The 15327-nt window shown below is 65.4% G+C and carries 14 protein-coding genes; 9 read left to right on the forward strand and 5 right to left on the reverse strand.

Annotation, left to right across the window (positions count from 1 at the left end; all coding sequences use genetic code 11):
- Positions 1 to 49 precede the first annotated feature (49 nt).
- On the reverse strand, positions 50 to 745 hold the full coding sequence (gene ctrA, locus ACYQ0L_RS08510) for a response regulator transcription factor CtrA (protein WP_459788639.1): 696 nt from the start codon (positions 743 to 745) through the stop codon (positions 50 to 52).
- Between the two features lie 574 nt (positions 746 to 1319).
- Here ctrA and ACYQ0L_RS08515 point away from each other — a divergent pair.
- Positions 1320 to 2033, forward strand: a complete 714-nt coding sequence (locus ACYQ0L_RS08515) for a chorismate mutase (protein ID WP_459788640.1) — start codon at positions 1320 to 1322, stop codon at positions 2031 to 2033.
- Positions 2034 to 2054: 21 nt separating this feature from the next.
- Complete coding sequence (locus tag ACYQ0L_RS08520) at positions 2055 to 2591, forward strand: prephenate dehydratase domain-containing protein (RefSeq protein WP_459788641.1); 537 nt, start codon at positions 2055 to 2057, stop codon at positions 2589 to 2591.
- Between the two features lie 3 nt (positions 2592 to 2594).
- Here ACYQ0L_RS08520 and rpoN read toward each other — a convergent pair whose 3' ends face one another.
- Positions 2595 to 4103, reverse strand: a complete 1509-nt coding sequence (gene rpoN / locus ACYQ0L_RS08525) for an RNA polymerase factor sigma-54 (protein WP_459788642.1) — start codon at positions 4101 to 4103, stop codon at positions 2595 to 2597.
- 102 nt (positions 4104 to 4205) lie between these two features.
- Positions 4206 to 5003 (reverse strand): LPS export ABC transporter ATP-binding protein, encoded by a 798-nt coding sequence (lptB, locus tag ACYQ0L_RS08530; RefSeq protein ID WP_459788643.1) that lies wholly within the window; start codon positions 5001 to 5003, stop codon positions 4206 to 4208.
- A 151-nt stretch (positions 5004 to 5154) separates the two neighbouring features.
- Between lptB and ACYQ0L_RS08535 the strand changes: the two genes are divergently transcribed.
- The 3 genes from ACYQ0L_RS08535 (at position 5155) to ACYQ0L_RS08545 (ending at position 8008) form a co-directional block, all read left to right on the forward strand.
- Entirely contained in the window at positions 5155 to 5517 is a 363-nt protein-coding gene (locus ACYQ0L_RS08535; RefSeq protein ID WP_459788645.1) for a hypothetical protein, read from the forward strand.
- Between the two features lie 85 nt (positions 5518 to 5602).
- Positions 5603 to 6994, forward strand: coding sequence for a mechanosensitive ion channel domain-containing protein (locus ACYQ0L_RS08540; RefSeq protein WP_459788646.1), 1392 nt, complete (start codon positions 5603 to 5605; stop codon positions 6992 to 6994).
- Positions 6995 to 7147: 153 nt separating this feature from the next.
- On the forward strand, positions 7148 to 8008 hold the full coding sequence (locus ACYQ0L_RS08545; RefSeq protein WP_459788648.1) for a hypothetical protein: 861 nt from the start codon (positions 7148 to 7150) through the stop codon (positions 8006 to 8008).
- Between the two features lie 79 nt (positions 8009 to 8087).
- Here ACYQ0L_RS08545 and ppa read toward each other — a convergent pair whose 3' ends face one another.
- Both ppa and ACYQ0L_RS08555 read right to left on the reverse strand, forming a co-directional pair.
- On the reverse strand, positions 8088 to 8615 hold the full coding sequence (ppa, locus tag ACYQ0L_RS08550) for an inorganic diphosphatase (protein WP_459788649.1): 528 nt from the start codon (positions 8613 to 8615) through the stop codon (positions 8088 to 8090).
- A gap of 145 nt (positions 8616 to 8760) precedes the next feature.
- Positions 8761 to 10713 (reverse strand): M61 family metallopeptidase, encoded by a 1953-nt coding sequence (locus tag ACYQ0L_RS08555; protein WP_459788650.1) that lies wholly within the window; start codon positions 10711 to 10713, stop codon positions 8761 to 8763.
- A 104-nt stretch (positions 10714 to 10817) separates the two neighbouring features.
- Here ACYQ0L_RS08555 and hisS point away from each other — a divergent pair, with 104 nt between their 5' ends.
- The 4 genes from hisS (at position 10818) to ACYQ0L_RS08575 (ending at position 15257) form a co-directional block, all read left to right on the forward strand.
- A complete protein-coding gene (gene hisS, locus ACYQ0L_RS08560; protein ID WP_459788652.1) occupies positions 10818 to 12077 on the forward strand; it encodes a histidine--tRNA ligase in 1260 nt (419 codons plus the stop codon).
- A 303-nt stretch (positions 12078 to 12380) separates the two neighbouring features.
- Positions 12381 to 13448, forward strand: a complete 1068-nt coding sequence (gene prfA, locus ACYQ0L_RS08565; protein WP_459788653.1) for a peptide chain release factor 1 — start codon at positions 12381 to 12383, stop codon at positions 13446 to 13448.
- Positions 13441 to 14319 (forward strand): peptide chain release factor N(5)-glutamine methyltransferase, encoded by an 879-nt coding sequence (gene prmC / locus ACYQ0L_RS08570; protein WP_459788654.1) that lies wholly within the window; start codon positions 13441 to 13443, stop codon positions 14317 to 14319. The genes prfA and prmC overlap by 8 nt, the downstream gene beginning before the upstream one ends.
- A gap of 194 nt (positions 14320 to 14513) precedes the next feature.
- Entirely contained in the window at positions 14514 to 15257 is a 744-nt protein-coding gene (locus ACYQ0L_RS08575) for a DUF4167 domain-containing protein (protein WP_459788656.1), read from the forward strand.
- The last annotated feature ends 70 nt before the right edge of the window (positions 15258 to 15327 follow it).

A 15327-nucleotide genomic window follows, 5' to 3' on the forward strand; every position in this document is an offset into this window, starting at 1 on the left:
TGAAGAGCGCGGGGCTTTTGCCCCGCCGAAGAGGTGAAGCGGGGCCGGATCAGGCCGCTTCGGCCTCTTCGTTCGGGTCGCGCAGCACGTAGCCGCGGCCCCACACGGTCTCGATATAGTTCTCGCCCTCGCATGCATGGCTGAGCTTCTTGCGCAGCTTGCAGATGAAGACGTCGATGATCTTCAACTCGGGCTCGTCCATCCCGCCATAGAGGTGGTTAAGGAACATTTCCTTGGTCAGCGTGGTGCCCTTGCGGAGCGAAAGCAGCTCGAGCATCGCGTATTCCTTGCCCGTCAGGTGGACCCGTGCGCCGTCGACCTCGACGGTCTTGGCATCGAGGTTCACCGCCAGCTTGCCGGTGCGGATGACCGACTGGCTGTGGCCCTTCGAACGGCGGACCACCGCATGGATGCGGGCGACCAGCTCTTCGCGGTGGAAGGGCTTGGTCACGTAATCGTCGGCGCCGAAGCCGAAGCTGCGGACCTTGGAGTCCATCTCGGCAATGCCGGAAAGGATCAGGACCGGCGTCTGCACCTTGGCGACGCGCAGCTTCTTGAGCACGTCGTAGCCGTGCATGTCGGGCAGGTTCAGGTCGAGCAGTATGATGTCGTAATCATACAGCTTGCCCAGATCGAGGCCTTCCTCGCCCAGATCGGTCGAATAGACGTTGAAGCCTTCCGTCGTCAGCATCAGCTCGATAGCTTTGGCCGTGGTCGGCTCGTCCTCAATCAGCAATACGCGCATGGGTTGCCCCCTTTGCCCCTGTGGATGTGCTGCCCACACCCCCTGCGATCGAGGTGCTGCATTTCATTAACCACACAAGGTCTGAACGGGAAAGGTTAACATCGTGTAAACCGCTTTTGGAAAGCCTTTTGCGCGATGAAGCGGGCCGCGCGCGAGTCGGGCCGAGCATAGGCACGGAGTCTCCCGAAAGCCACAGGAGCGGGCGCACGGGAAATGGGGTCTTGCGATCTGAGGCGCTAACCGATATTTCGTTACATCGGAAGCGAGTGAGGCATCGCTTTCGTTTCGCCTTGTGCCTCGGGAGCGTTCAGTCATGACCAAGCATCGGGATATCGCAATCCCCGCTTCGGCCACTACCCTGTTCAACGCACCGCTGTCGGCAGCGACGGCGGCTGCACGCCTTCCCTATTACCTTTATTACTTCGGTTCGTTTAGCGGCCGGTACGCCTGAAGGGCGTATCGGGACCAGCGCGGGTCGCGCGCATCAAGCGACCACCAGCCACAAAATCGAACGACCAGGGCCGCCTTGCGCCGGATGAAGCGCGCGGTCCGCGAACCGAAAGTGAATTCCACCATGGCCCATGCCAATACCAGTGCGCGCAGCATCGATGCGCTGCGCCAGGAAATCGACACCCTCGACGAGGAACTGCTGACCCTGATCGAGCGGCGGCTCGATCTTGCCGCCTCGATCGCCGCCGCCAAGGGCGAAGACGCGAGCGACGCCGACCAGCTGCTGCTGCGCCCGGCCCGCGAGGCGAGCGTGATCGCCCGGCTCGCCTCGATGACGCGGCGCATTCCGGCCGCCAGCATCACCGCCATCTGGCGCGAGCTGATGGCAATCAACCTGCAGGCGCAGCGCCCGATCGAAATCGCGCTGAGCGCCGCCCGCCACCCGGCACGCATGCAATTGATGGCGCGCGCGCGGTTCGGCACGATCATCCCGATCCGCGAAACCACCTCCCCCCAGGCAGCGCTGGCGAAGGCGCGCGCGGGCAGGGCGATCGCGCTGATCGAGATCGGCGACGGCGACTGGTGGGCGGATCTGCCCGAGGATCCCGAACTGGTCATCATCGACGGCCTGCTGGGCGAGGGCGGGCGTGGTTCCGCGCTCGCCGTCGGGCGCCTGTCCGAAGACCGGCTGGGCGAGGAGCGCAGCTTCGTCGTCCTCGAACAGAGCGAACTCGCCGCCCGGCTCGGTGGCGGCGAAGCGGTCTGCCCGATCGCCGTTTCCGGCGACCGGCACCTGTGCGTGATCGAACGCGTCACGCCGCTGCGCCGCGCCGCCTGACGCGCGAACCGGAGCACCTACATGCGTATTGCTTATGGCGGGCACCCCGGTGCCTTCGGCGAACTGGCGTGCCTGGGGTATTTCCCTGAGGACGAACCGGTCGGCTATCTCGATTTCCGCTCAGCATGCGCCGCGCTGGTGTCGGGCGAATGCGACCGGGCGGTGATCCCGTTCGAGAATTCGCTGGCCGGCCCCGTGCCCGGGGTCGAGGCGCTGCTCGCCTCGCTTCCCGTGGTCCGGCTGGCGGTCCATCCCCAGCCGGTGGCCTTTCACTGCTTCGGCGTGCCGGGTGCGCGGCTGGACGAGATCGAGGTCGTCGCCAGCCACCCGATGGCGCTGGCTGAATGCCGCAAGTTCCTTGCCCGGATCGATGTGCAGGCCGAACCGGCTGGCGACACGGCCGGGGCGGCGAGCGAGGTGGCCGAGACAGGCTTGCGCACCCGCGCGGCGCTCGCCTCGACGCGGGCCGGGCAGCTCTACGGGCTCGAAGTGTTGGAGGCCGATGTGCAGGACAGCGACGACAACGTCACCTATTTCGCGGTGTTGCGGCGGGCCTGACGGTTAGCCGAGCGCGGCGAGCTTCTTGGCCCGGCGGCGCTGCACGCTGGAGCCGATGCCCATTGCCTCGCGGTATTTGGCGACCGTGCGGCGGGCGATGTCGAAGCCTTCGGCCTTGAGCAGTTCGACCAGCTTGTCGTCGGACAGGATCGCCTTGGCATCCTCGGCATCGGTCAGCGCCTTGATCCGCGCCTTGACCGATGCAGCGCTCGCCCCTTCGCCGTCTTCGCCGCCACCTACGCCGCTGGTAAAGAAGTACTTGAGGTCGAAGGTGCCGCGCGGGCAGTGCAGGAACTTGTTGCTCGTCACCCGGCTGACCGTGCTTTCGTGCATCTCGATCTTTTCCGCGACCTGCTTGAGCGTCAGCGGGCGCAGGTGGCTGACGCCGTGGAGGAAGAAGCCTTCCTGCTGGGTTACGATCTCGCTCGCCACCGCAAGAATGGTCCTCTGCCGCTGGTCGAGCGCGCGGATCAACCAGCGCGCATCCTCCAGCTTGTCCTTCAGCCATGCGCGGCTCGAGCGGTCGCGGCAGCCGTCGCGCAGCTCGACCAGATAGGGGCGGTTGACGACCAGCCGCGGCAGCGTGGCTTCGTTCAGCGCGATCCGCCAGGTGCCCTCGCGCGTGCGGTCGACCAGCACGTCGGGCGCCACCGCGCCGCCCTCGCTCTGCCCGAAGACGAGCCCGGGCCGTGGATCGTAGCCGCGCAGTTCGGTGAGCATGTCGGCCAGATCTTCGGCATCGACCTCGCATAGCTTCTGCAGGCGGGCGACTTCGCCGCGCGCTACGAGATCGAGATGGTCGAGCAGCCGCGCCATGCACGGGTCGTAGCGGTTGGCATCGCGCGCCTGGATGGCGAGGCATTCGGCGAGGTCGCGTGCGCCCACGCCCACCGGATCGAGCGACTGGACCAGCACCAGCGCGTCCTCCGCCTCGGCTGGCGAAATGCCCAGCGCCTCCGCCAGCTCGCGCAGCGATTCGGGCAGGTAACCGGCCTCGTCCAGTCGGTCGATGATAGCCCGGGCGACGAAGGCCTCGCGGTCATTATAGGCGATCGCGCCGACCTGGGCATGGAGGTGTTCGGAGAGCGAGATGCTGCCCGCGCCGCGCTCGTCGATTGCGAATCCCTCGTCCTCGCCGCCGAAGCTTTCCGCCGCGCCCCAGCTGCCGTCGCCGGTGTCGCGGTCGATCTCCAGCTCGGCTGCGGAGAGATCGGTGGGCGCATCGATTTGCCCCGCACCCTCCGCAATCAGCGCATCGGCCTCTCGCTCTTCGCGCGGGGTTTCGGGAGCATCGCCGCCGTCGCTTGAACCATCGCCCGAACTGGCCGTCTCGCCAAGCTCCGCACGTGGAGCTTCGCCCATTTCGAGCAGCGGATTGGATTCCAGCGCATCGCCGATGAAGGCCTCGATCTCGAGATTGGACAGCGTCAGCAGCTTGATCGCCTGCTGCAGCTGCGGCGTCATCACCAGCGATTGCGACTGGCGCAGGTCGAGGCGCGGGGCGAGTGACATTATTGCGTTGTCCGCCGCCAACGGAGCTGTCGGCTCGCGCGGCACCAGCCCCCGGCGGCCCCATACCTTCCACGCGCGGTCACCTGTCGGACCGCCGGAAAATCACAAGGTAAAATTCTCGCCAAGATAGAGCCTGCGCACGTTCTCGTCTGCCACCAGGTCTTGCGGGGTGCCCGCAAAGAGAACCTGGCCACCATAGATGATACAGGCACGGTCTACGATATCGAGCGTTTCTCGAACGTTATGATCGGTTATCAGGACGCCGATCCCGCGCCCCTTCAGGTCGATCACCAGATCGCGGATGTCGCTGATCGACAGCGGATCGATTCCGGCGAAGGGCTCGTCCAGCAACATGATCGAAGGGTTGGCGGCGAGTGCGCGGGCGATCTCGCACCGCCTGCGTTCACCGCCGGACAGCGCCATCGCGGGCGCATTGCGCAGACGGGTCAGGCCGAATTCGTCCAGCAGCCGTTCCAGCCCCGCGCGGCGTGCCTCACGGTCCGGCTCGGCCAGTTCGAGCACGGTGGCGATGTTCTGTTCCACGGTCAGGCCGCGGAAAATGCTGGTTTCCTGGGGCAGGTAGCCGAGGCCGAGGATCGCGCGCCGGTACATCGGCAGGCCGGTCACATCCTCGCCATCCATCAGGATACGACCGCTATCGGGCTTCACCAGCCCCATGATCGAATAGAAGCAGGTCGTCTTGCCTGCACCGTTGGGGCCGAGCAGGCCGAGCACCTCGCCCTTGCCGACCGACAGCGAAATATCGGTCAGCACCGCGCGCTTGTCGTAGCTTTTCGCGATCGACACGACTTCGAGCCCGCCCTGCGGAATCGGCGGGGCGGCGTTGGCTTCCACTTCCCTGGAGCTCTGGGCTATTTCGGCGGGGTCGATCTCTGCCATGGCGTGCTGCTTAGCAAATGGAGCGTGCGGCGAAAGATACAATGGCGCTTGGGCCGAAATGCCGGTGCATGCCGCCGACGCTGCCCGCTTGAGGCGGAGCGCCTCCCGGCCTATCGTGCGGCAATTGCAGGGAATGCGAGAGGACACCGCGATGAATACGAGCACTCAGCCCTGGGACAGCGGCAAGAAGCCGGTCGACTGGGCGGCGGAGATCAGCGACAATATCGCCTGGGCGCTGCTGGTGACGACCGCCCTGCTGATCTTCATTTCGATGCCCAAGATGAAGCACGCCTTCGAAGGCATCACGGTCTACCTGCTGCTGGTCACCATGGTGGGCGCGTTCATCCCGGTGCTGCGGTTCTTCGAACATCGCTGGAACGATCTGCCGCCCGCCAAGGCCCATGACGAGGGGCTGCGCGGCGCCTTCCGGCGCGATCAGGTGGCGCTGTGGTTGCTGACCGTGGGCGTGCCGCTGCTGCTGGCGCTCGGCTTCGGAACGGCGTTTCCCGACTGATCGCGTACGTCGCCAACCGTAAGCCGCCGGCGCGGCCCGCGCCGGACAAGCCAGACCAGCGAGACATGGGGGAGGCATTCCTTCGATGATGCTGCGACTTTTCGCCGCCCTGGGGCTGTCGGTATGGCTGACCTGCCTTGCCGCGCCGCTTGCCGCCGCGCTGCCGGGGCTGACGCCGAGCGAGGAACCCGCGCCTGCGGCCACTCCGGCCCAGCCCGACGGCAGCCTCTCGGACGAGCGCGATCCGCAGGCCGATACGCGCGTCGCCAACCGGCTGCGCGACATCTATGCGCAGGTGCCCGAATATTCGAAGATCGAGGTCGCGGTCAGCGAAGGCGTCGTCCAGCTCAGCGGATCGGCCCCCAGCCAGGAGGCGATCGACGAGGCAGGGGCGATCGCCGCGCGCTTCGATGTCGTCACGGTCGAGAACGATATTGCGCGCGACACCTCGCTGGAGGGGACGGCCGACATCGTTACCGCGCTGCTCGACCGGCTGCGCGATGTGGCCGGGATGCTGCCGCTGATCGGGGTCGCGCTGCTGATCGGCCTCGCGATCGTGCTGGCAGGCTATCTGCTCGCATCGCTCGGGTTCCTCTGGCGGCTCGTCACGCCCAACAATTTCCTCGCCGATCTGGTAGCGAGCGCGATCCGCTTCATTGCGATCATCTTCGCCGCCGTCATCGCGCTCGACATTATCGGTGCAACCGCGCTTCTCGGCGCGGTGCTGGGCGGGGCGGGCGTGATCGGCATCGCGCTGGGCTTCGCGATGCGCGACACGGTGGAGAACTACGTCGCTTCGCTGATGCTCTCGCTGCGCCAGCCGTTTCGCGCGAACGACCACGTGGTGATCGAGGATATGGAAGGCCGCGTCGTGCGCCTCACCAGCCGCGCGACCGTGCTGATGACGCTGGAGGGCAACCACCTGCGCATCCCCAACTCCACCGTCTTCAAGGCGGTGATCGTCAACTTCACCCGCAATCCGCAACGCCGCTTCGACTTCACGCTGGGCGTCGATGCGGACGACGACGCGACCGCCGCGGCGGACCTGGGCCGCACGACGCTGGCGGCGCTTCCCTTCATGTTGGCGGACCCGGCGCCCGAGGCGCGGATCGTCGAGGTCGGCGATTCAGCGGTGGTTATCCGCTTCCTCGGCTGGGTCGACCAGCGCGAGACCGACTGGTTCAAGGCGCAGAGCGCGGCGATCCCCGCGGTCAAGACCGCGCTGGAAGATGCCGGCTTCGGCCTGCCCGAGCCGATCTACCGCCTGCGCTTCGACCCGCGCTCGGCAAGTGTGCCGTTCGAAAACATCGCCGGTCGCGAAGGTGCTGAAACACTCCCGCGCCCGCGGCGCAAGGCCACCGAAGCCGCCACCGCCGACGTCGCCCCGCGTGGCGAGATCGACGAAATGGTCGAAGAAGAGCGCGACAGCAGCGAACAAAAGCACGATTTGCTCGATCATCGGCGGCCGGTGGAGTGACGAGTCCGCTTCGGGGTGGGAAGCGGTCTGTCTGTCTTTTGCATCTAGTTGGGCTGAAAAGCGCGTTGCGCCGCTGCCGGGCGCTAGGCCAGAGCGCAACCACCTCTGAGCCCTTGCATTGCTATTTCGGGCGTCCAGCATCACTTCAAAAACATGATCACTATCGTCTTCGACAAAAACCTAATGCGAGCGCCAGCGATGGAAGAATTTCTCGCGATGGACCGGAACCATGCGGTCGCGTTCTCTGATTGGACGATCATTGAGATGCAAAAGAAAAACGCGCTGACGACCTCGAGGGAGTCGTTGGCGATTGCGGCCAAGTTCCCGAACCAAGTTTTCGCATTGCGGCCTGTTGGCGACATTCTCGACGACCAGGTTCGAAGCAAGGACGATGCGATAAGGCTGATCGACTACGGCCAGAGCGTAAGGCTCGGGCAACTTGCGGCTGACCTGAGAAGTATTCCGCCGCCAGAGCGCCTGGGGCCCACGATCAAGCAGGCAGAGGCTTATGCAAGCACGATGATCGAACGCCTGCGTAACGAAGTCGCTGACTGGGAGGATGCGCTTGTAAGTGCAGCCGGGGTCTTCACTCGAGAGGAACGGCGGGCGATTGCGATGCGGCAGACGGTCTCTGATGCGACGAGGCGCAAGGCGATTGACCTGCTGCTTGAGGCCACCCGAAACTTCATGTGCGACAACCAGCAGAAGCAAGGTTCGAAGCCCATGAAGGTCAAAGATGCGATGAGCATGTTCGGCTTCCGCTACTCGCTTTGCGTTCTCATCCATACGCTCGCATGGATTGGTGAAGGCGCAGGCCGCGGTAAGAAAGTCGAAAAGCGCGTGAACGATGCCATCGATCTGCAGGTGGCCGCTGTGGGCACCTTCTTTGAAGGTGTTCTGAGCGGTGACAAGCAAGTCGCTAATACTTCGAGCGCTGCTCGCTCCATACTCCGTGCTTGGGGTGCATATGTAGGCAAAGATTGGCAGCACCCCGATTTGGCAGGGGAGAGCTAGGCGAACGTCCGCTTTTGGTTAGCCGTGCAATAACATCGAAGGTCCGCACGGCTCGCAAGCCGACCTTCGCTCAATCCGCTTATTTCTTCGCCCGCTCGATCGCTTCGAGCACGATCCGCTTTGCTTCTGCGGCATCGCCCCATTCGCCGACGCGGACCCACTTCTCTTTCTCGAGATCCTTGTAGTGGGTGAAGAAGTGCTCGATCTGCTGGAAGATGATGCTCGGCAGGTCCTTCGTTTCGCCCACGTCCGAGTAATACGGGAAAGTCGTGTCGACCGGCACGCAGATCAGCTTTTCGTCGCCGCCATGCTCGTCTTCGAGGTTGAGCACGCCGATCGGGCGCGCGCGCACGACGCAGCCCGCGATGAAGGGCGAGCGGGCGATGACCAGCGCGTCGAGCGGGTCGCCATCGGGCGAGAGCGTGTGCGGGACGAAACCGTAGTTCGCCGGGTAGCGCATCGGCGTGTGCAGGATGCGGTCCACGAACAGCGCGCCCGAATCCTTGTCGAACTCGTATTTCACGGGCTCGCCGCCGGTCGGCACTTCGATGATGACGTTGAGGCTTTCGGGCGGATTGTCGCCCGTGGGGATCAAGTCGATGCGCATGGTTACTCTCGTTCGGTATGGCCAGCGGCTGGGGCGATGGGCCCCGGCCACCGGTCTGGAAGAATCTGCACGCGACCTAGGGGAGTCGCCCGCAAGCCGCAACGCGTTTTGTCCGCTGCGGAAGGCCGGGCGATCATGCGATCCGTCAGCTGGCGGCGCGCGGCTCGAGGAATTTGTCGAGGCCTTGCTCTTCCTCGCTCACCGGTTCGAGCCACGGGAAGCGCAGCCCGTCGTGATAATCGATGGACACCGTGCGGAACACGTCGCCGCGCTTGGTCAGCAGTTGGATCGGTTCGTCGCTCTGCGTCGCCGTGGTGATCGCATCCTCGATCACTTCGCGCGAATAGGCGACCCCGTTGACCGCGACGATCGTGTTGCCGTTGACCAGGCCGGCGCGGAATGCCGGCCCGTCCCACAAGGTGCTGGTGACCGTACCATTGTCGGCGACGTTGATCCCCAGCGAGTAGAACAGGTTGAGATATCCGCCGTTGCCCATCCGGCCCGAATCATAGCTGTTGGGTTCGTCCTTCCACACCAGCCGGTAGCCCGCCATTTCGAGGCCGCGCAGCGGTGCGGGCTGATCGGGCTTGAGCAGGCGCGTGGTCAGGAAATCGGCCCAGTCGTAGGGGTAGACACCGTTGAGCGTCGCGACGACCTCGTCGAATTCGTAGGTCAGCTGGCCCCAGTCGCCATCGCCCACGCCGAAGAAGGCCTTGGCGAAATCGTCCAGCCCCTTTTCGCCGCCCGTGCCCGCGCGGATGATCTGGTCCGCTTCCAGCCATACCAGCGCGCCTTCGACGTAGTAATCCTCGGCGCGCGAAAGCGACGAGAAGGGCAGCGGGCGGCGCGAATTGATGATCGGATCATGCGTCGTATCTTCGACCGATCGATAGGCGCGGCCCGGCTGGCCTTCGGAATAGTTCGCCGCATAGGTCGCAAAGGCATCGAGGAACGTCTGCTTGGTCTGCAGGCCGCTGCGCGCCGCCAGCACCCAGCCCCACAGCTGGGTCTGCCCTTCGTAGACCCACAGCAGGTTGTCCTGCATCGGGGTGCGGTAATCGGGCGTCCACAGCGCATCGGGACGGCGGAACTTGCCGTTCCAGCTGTGCACCAGCTCGTGGCTGACCACATTGCGGTCCCAGTCCATCGCGTCCCAGTCGATCAGCGCGGTCGGCTCGTACTGGTTCTCGCCCGACCGGTGGTGCTCCAGCCCGATCCCGCCCATCCGGTCGGTCATCGCCAGCAGGATGTCGTAATGGTCGAAATGGCGCGCGCCGAACAGCGCGTCGGCCTCGTCCACCAGCCGCTCGAACGTCGCGAGGTTCTCGGGCGCGAGGTCGAGATATTTCGGCGCGTCGGCCATCGCGCTCAGCCGGACATCCTCGTCGAGCTGCCACTGCCGCGCATATTTGCCCGCGAAGATGGGAGAATCGACCAGGGTTTCATAGTCGACGGTCTGCCAGCTCACCATCTGGCCATTGCGCGTCTGCCCGTCGAGCGCGGTCGATACCTCCCAGCCTTCGGGCACTTTCACGGTCGGCTTCACCGCGATCCGACGTACATAATGTCCGGCGGGGTAGAAGCTCATCTTCTCCCACTGCAGGTTGAGCATTTCCTGCGTCATGGTGATCCGCCCCTCGCTGCCCGTGATGGGCGAGGTGTGGACGAAATCGGCCTTTACCGCCTCGGTGCCCGCAGGCAGGTCGATGATGATCTCGTACACGTCGAGCGGGTTGCGCTTCCATTCCAGCACCTTGCCGTCGGCGGTAAAGCGGAACGCGCTGATCAGGTTGATCGGCCCGCGCGCGGCGTGGTTGCCGGGCAGCCATTCGGGGAACAGCAGGCGCAGCTCGCGCATGTCGGCGGTGACGGGGATGGTCTGCGTCACGCTGTAGACGCCGCGCTCGGTATCGGTCGCGTCGATATCCAGCGCGATCGTGCCGCCCGGCCACGGCGTGTCGGCGGGCAGCGGCGTCTGGTCGTCCAGCTGCTCCTGCAGGGGCGCGGAATTGCCCGCGGGGCGGATATCGCTTTGTGCGGCGGCGGGCGTCGCCAGGAGGAGGGGAAGGGCGGCGACGCTGAGGAGGAGATGCTTCATGGACCGCACTCATGCGGCCAATGGGACGCGCATGCAACAATGTATCCTGCTTTCGCCCGCACTGCTTCCGTTTACGCCACACGCACGCTAAGCGCTCGCCCATCATGGCAAAGACAAAGACACCGCAGGCAATCCGCGGCACGCAGGACATTTTCGGGGCAGAGGCGGAAAGCTTCGCCTTCGTGGTCGAAACCTTCGAGCGCGTGCGCAAGCTCTACCGCTTCCGCCGCGCCGAATTCCCGGTGTTCGAGAAGACCGAGGTCTTCGCTCGCTCGATCGGCGAGACGACCGATATCGTCTCCAAGGAAATGTATTCTTTCGAGGATCGCGGCGGGGAATCGCTGACGCTGCGGCCCGAATTCACGGCGGGAATCGCGCGCGCCTACCTCACCAATGGCTGGCAGCAGCACGCGCCGGTGAAGCTGGCGACGCACGGCCCGCTGTTCCGCTACGAGCGTCCGCAGAAGGGCCGCTACCGGCAGTTCCATCAGATCGACGCCGAGATTATCGGTGCGGGGGAACCTCAAGCAGACGTCGAGCTGCTGGCGATGGCGGACCAGGTGATCCGCGAATTGGGGATCGAGGGCGTGACGCTGCAGCTCAATACGCTGGGCGACGGCGACAGCCGCGAGGCATGGCGCGCTGCGCTGGTCGAGCACTTCCGCGCCGTGAAGGACGAGCTGAGCGAGGAATCGCAGGAGCGTCTGGAGAAGAACCCGCTGCGGATTCTCGACTCCAAGGACCGCCGCGATCAGCGCTTCGTCGCCGATGCGCCCAAGATCGACGATTTCCTGACCGACGAGGCGCGCGCCTTCTTCGATGCCGTGACCAGCGGGCTCGATGCAGCAGGTGTCAAATGGGTCCGTGCGCCGGGCCTGGTGCGCGGCCTCGACTATTACCGCCACACCGCATTCGAGTTCATTCCCGACGAGGGCTCGGAAGCTGCCGATGCGCTGGGGTCGCAGAGCACGATCCTTGGCGGGGGCCGCTACGACGGGCTGATCGAAAGCCTTGGCGGGCCCGCCACGCCTGCCGTCGGCTGGGCCGCGGGGATCGAGCGGCTGGCGATGCTGGTCGGGGAGAAGGAAGCGAACGCGGCCGATGTTATGGTCGTCGCGGAATCCGATGACGCGATCCCCAAAGCGATCCGCGTGCTGGCCCGGTTCCGCGAACTCGGGTTCTCGGCGGATCTGATCGCGAGTGGTTCGCCCAAGAAGCGGTTCGACAAGGCCGTGAAGACGCCTGCCTCGGCCATCGTAAGCCTGCGTGACGGAGCCGAGGGAACGACCTCCAATTTCCGGGGCGACAACCCGCGCGCGACAGAGGTGCAGGCAGCATGGGACGCCATGCGCCACCACCTGTAGGTTTTGCGTCACCCCGGACTTGATCCGGGGTGGTGCTTCTTCTTCGAGTGCAGCACCCGAAGACGCCTGATCCCGGGGCAAGCTTGGGATGACGAGGGGGGATCTGCGCCACCTTTCCTACCTCACCCAATCCGCGCTAGTGCATCCAATAGGCAATCAGCCCCAGCTCCCTCGTACGCAAAAAGTGTCGCCTTTCGTGCCAATTCGCCAAAAACGCCAGTACAAACAGCACCTTGCCCAGGGTGACACCAAGGTGACACGTGTCACCCTATGTCACCCGATATGCCCCCCGGAACAACCGCAATGACGATCCCTCCCGAACGCCTCGACCAGATCGCCAACCGCTTCGCCGAGATCGAGGCGCGGATGGCCTCGGGCCAGCTCGAGGGCGAGGAATTCGTCCAGGCGAGCCGCGACTATGCCGAGCTGGAGCCGGTCGCGAAGCTGGCGCTGGAGCTGAAGGCCGCGCGCGAGGAAGTCGAAGGGCTGGAGGAGATGCTCGCCGACCCCGAGATGAAGGCGATGGCGGAAGAAGAGCTCGCGGCGCTCAACCAGCGCATTCCCGAGCTCGAACAGCAGCTCGCCGTAGCGATGCTCCCGCGCGACAGCGCCGACGCAAAGCCCGCGATGCTCGAGATCCGCGCGGGCACGGGCGGCGACGAGGCGGCGCTGTTCGCGGGCGACCTCTATCGCATGTACGAGCGCTTCGCGGGCGAGCAGGGCTGGAAGGTCGAGCCGGTCAGCATGAGCGCGTCCGAAGTCGGCGGCTTCAAGGAAATCGTCGCGCACGTCACCGGCACCGGCGTGTTCGCCAAGCTCAAGTTCGAAAGCGGCGTGCACCGCGTGCAGCGCGTGCCCGAGACCGAGAGCGGCGGGCGCATCCACACCTCGGCGGCGACGGTGGCGGTGCTGCCCGAGCCGGACGAGGTCGACGTTCAGATCGATCCGGGCGACCTCAAGATCGATACCTATCGCGCGTCGGGCGCGGGCGGACAGCACGTCAACACGACCGATTCGGCGATCCGCATCACGCACCTGCCGACCGGGCTGGTGGTCACCTGCCAGGACGGGCGCAGCCAGCACAAGAACCGCGAACAGGCGATGCAGGTGCTGCGCGCGCGCCTCTACGAACAGCAGCGCGACGCCGCGCAGGGCGCCGAGGCCGAGGCGCGCAAGGCGATGGTGGGCTCGGGCGACCGCTCCGAACGCATCCGCACCTACAACTATCCGCAGGGCCGCGTGACCGACCACCGGATCGGCCTGACGTTGCAGAAGCTGCCGCAAATCATCGCCGGGCCAGGGCTGGGCGAGCTGATCGACGCGCTGATCGCCGAGGACGAGGCCAAGCGGCTCGCGGCGATGAATGACTGATGCGGTCGACCTGAACGGCAGTGTCGGCGAGGTCATCCGCGAGGCGGCGAGCCGGCTCGACGTCGCGTGGGCGCGGATCGATGCCGAGCTGCTGATGGCGCATGCGCTGGGCGTCTCGCGCTCCGCCATGCTGCTGCACCATATGCGCGATCCTGCGCCCGATGGCTTCGCCCCGCTGTTCGCGCGGCGTCTGGCGCACGAACCCGTCGCCTACATCACCGGCAGCGCCGAGTTCTACGGGCTGGAGCTGAAGGTCACGCCCGCCGTGCTGATCCCGCGCGGCGACAGCGAGACGCTGGTCGATGCGGCGCAGGAGCACTTCGGGACCCGCGAGGCCCCGAGGCGCATTCTCGACCTCGGCACCGGTTCGGGCGCGCTGCTGCTCGCGGCGCTGTCGCAGTGGCCGGAGGCGGAAGGGACCGCCCTCGATGCCTCGATGCCTGCGCTGCGCGTCGCGCAGTGCAATTCGAGTAAGCTGGGACTGGCGGAGCGTGCCAGGTTCCTGCGGCGCAGCTGGCGCCGGGATGGCTGGCAGCGCGATCTGGACACGTTCGATCTGGTCCTGTGCAATCCGCCCTATGTCGAGGATGACGCATCGCTCGACCCGTGCGTGCGCGATCACGAGCCGGGATCGGCGCTGTTTGCGGGGCCCGAAGGCCTTGATGATTACCGAATCCTGCTCCCGCAGATCGCGCACTTGTTGACACCCGCCGGGATCGCCATCTTCGAGATCGGCAGTACGCAGCACGATGCCGTCGCCGCGCTCGCGCAGGATCAGGGGCTTGAAAGCACCATGCGCAGGGATCTGAACGGACACCCGCGCGCAATGATTATGTCGCAAGGGGTTGGCAAAGCGAAAGCCAACCGGTAAGTCCGGTCAAGACCCGGCAAGAAATGGACGATTTCTAGCACGGGTAGCGATCCGAAATCTGCGATGGGACCGGGCCTTTACGGGGCCTGCGATCGGCAAGAGATCGAAGATCATGCTTAGGGACAGGTGGGCCGCGGACCCAGCACAGCTGCGACGCCGCATCTATTGGCCCGACCACGAGGGAAGAGTATTCCTTGAACAACAACAGCAATCGTAACAACAACCGTCGGCGCGGCCGCGGCAATCGCAATCAGGGTGGCGGCGGTGGTGGCAACAGCTCCAACCGGATCGACAGCCGCGCGAGGGGCAATGCGCCCCAGCTGCTCGACAAGTACAAGAAGTTGGCGCAGGACGCCCAGCACAATGGCGACCGTGTGCAGACGGAATACTATCTGCAGTTCGCGGACCATTATTTCCGCGTGATCGCCGACAACAAGGCCCGTCAGGACGAGCAGCGCTCCAAGCGCGACAATAACGACCGCAGTCAGGCGAACGACGATTCCTCCGAAGACGAGGATGACGATCAGAGCCAGGGCCAGAATCACGGTCAGAATCAGGGCCAGGACGATCGTCGCAAGTCGAAGCCCAAGCGCGCCCCTCGCACCGAGAAGCCGCGCGGCCGCGACCGCGAGAATGCCGATTCCGACGATTCGCAGGAAGGCGACGAGGATTTCGAATCCGACGAGAATCCCTTCGTGCGCAAGCGCAGCGCCGCACCCCGCAAGGCGAGCCCGCGCAAGCGCGCCGCCAAGAGCGATGGTGAGAATGCGGACGACAAGCAGGGCGAAATCGACGCCAACGTCCTTCCCCCCGCCATCGCCGCTGCGACATCGGGCGAGGAAGAAGCCAAGCCGAAGCCGCGCCGCCGCACCCGCAAGGCGAGTGACGAGGGTTCTGGCGAAGACGGGGGCGACGAGGCGCTGAGCGCGGTCGGCTGACCACGCTCTCTCGCTACGGGATGATCGGCATGTTGCCGACCAGGGGCGAACTGCCGACCGGAGGCGCCCG

Source organism: Alteriqipengyuania triglochinis, from assembly GCF_054655655.1.

Bases quoted from the DNA above. Each gene is read 5' to 3' on its own strand.
- ppa (WP_459788649.1), bottom strand. From the start codon at position 8,615: ATGCGCATCGACTTGATCCCCACGGGCGACAATCCGCCCGAAAGCCTC.
- ACYQ0L_RS08515 (WP_459788640.1), top strand. From the start codon at position 1,320: ATGGCCCATGCCAATACCAGTGCGCGCAGCATCGATGCGCTGCGCCAG.
- ACYQ0L_RS08520 (WP_459788641.1), top strand. From the start codon at position 2,055: ATGCGTATTGCTTATGGCGGGCACCCCGGTGCCTTCGGCGAACTGGCG.
- prfA (WP_459788653.1), top strand. From the start codon at position 12,381: ATGACGATCCCTCCCGAACGCCTCGACCAGATCGCCAACCGCTTCGCC.
- prmC (WP_459788654.1), top strand. From the start codon at position 13,441: ATGACTGATGCGGTCGACCTGAACGGCAGTGTCGGCGAGGTCATCCGC.
- ACYQ0L_RS08545 (WP_459788648.1), top strand. From the start codon at position 7,148: ATGATCACTATCGTCTTCGACAAAAACCTAATGCGAGCGCCAGCGATG.
- hisS (WP_459788652.1), top strand. From the start codon at position 10,818: ATGGCAAAGACAAAGACACCGCAGGCAATCCGCGGCACGCAGGACATT.
- lptB (WP_459788643.1), bottom strand. From the start codon at position 5,003: ATGGCAGAGATCGACCCCGCCGAAATAGCCCAGAGCTCCAGGGAAGTG.
- ctrA (WP_459788639.1), bottom strand. From the start codon at position 745: ATGCGCGTATTGCTGATTGAGGACGAGCCGACCACGGCCAAAGCTATC.
- rpoN (WP_459788642.1), bottom strand. From the start codon at position 4,103: ATGTCACTCGCCCCGCGCCTCGACCTGCGCCAGTCGCAATCGCTGGTG.
- ACYQ0L_RS08535 (WP_459788645.1), top strand. From the start codon at position 5,155: ATGAATACGAGCACTCAGCCCTGGGACAGCGGCAAGAAGCCGGTCGAC.
- ACYQ0L_RS08540 (WP_459788646.1), top strand. From the start codon at position 5,603: ATGATGCTGCGACTTTTCGCCGCCCTGGGGCTGTCGGTATGGCTGACC.
- ACYQ0L_RS08555 (WP_459788650.1), bottom strand. From the start codon at position 10,713: ATGAAGCATCTCCTCCTCAGCGTCGCCGCCCTTCCCCTCCTCCTGGCG.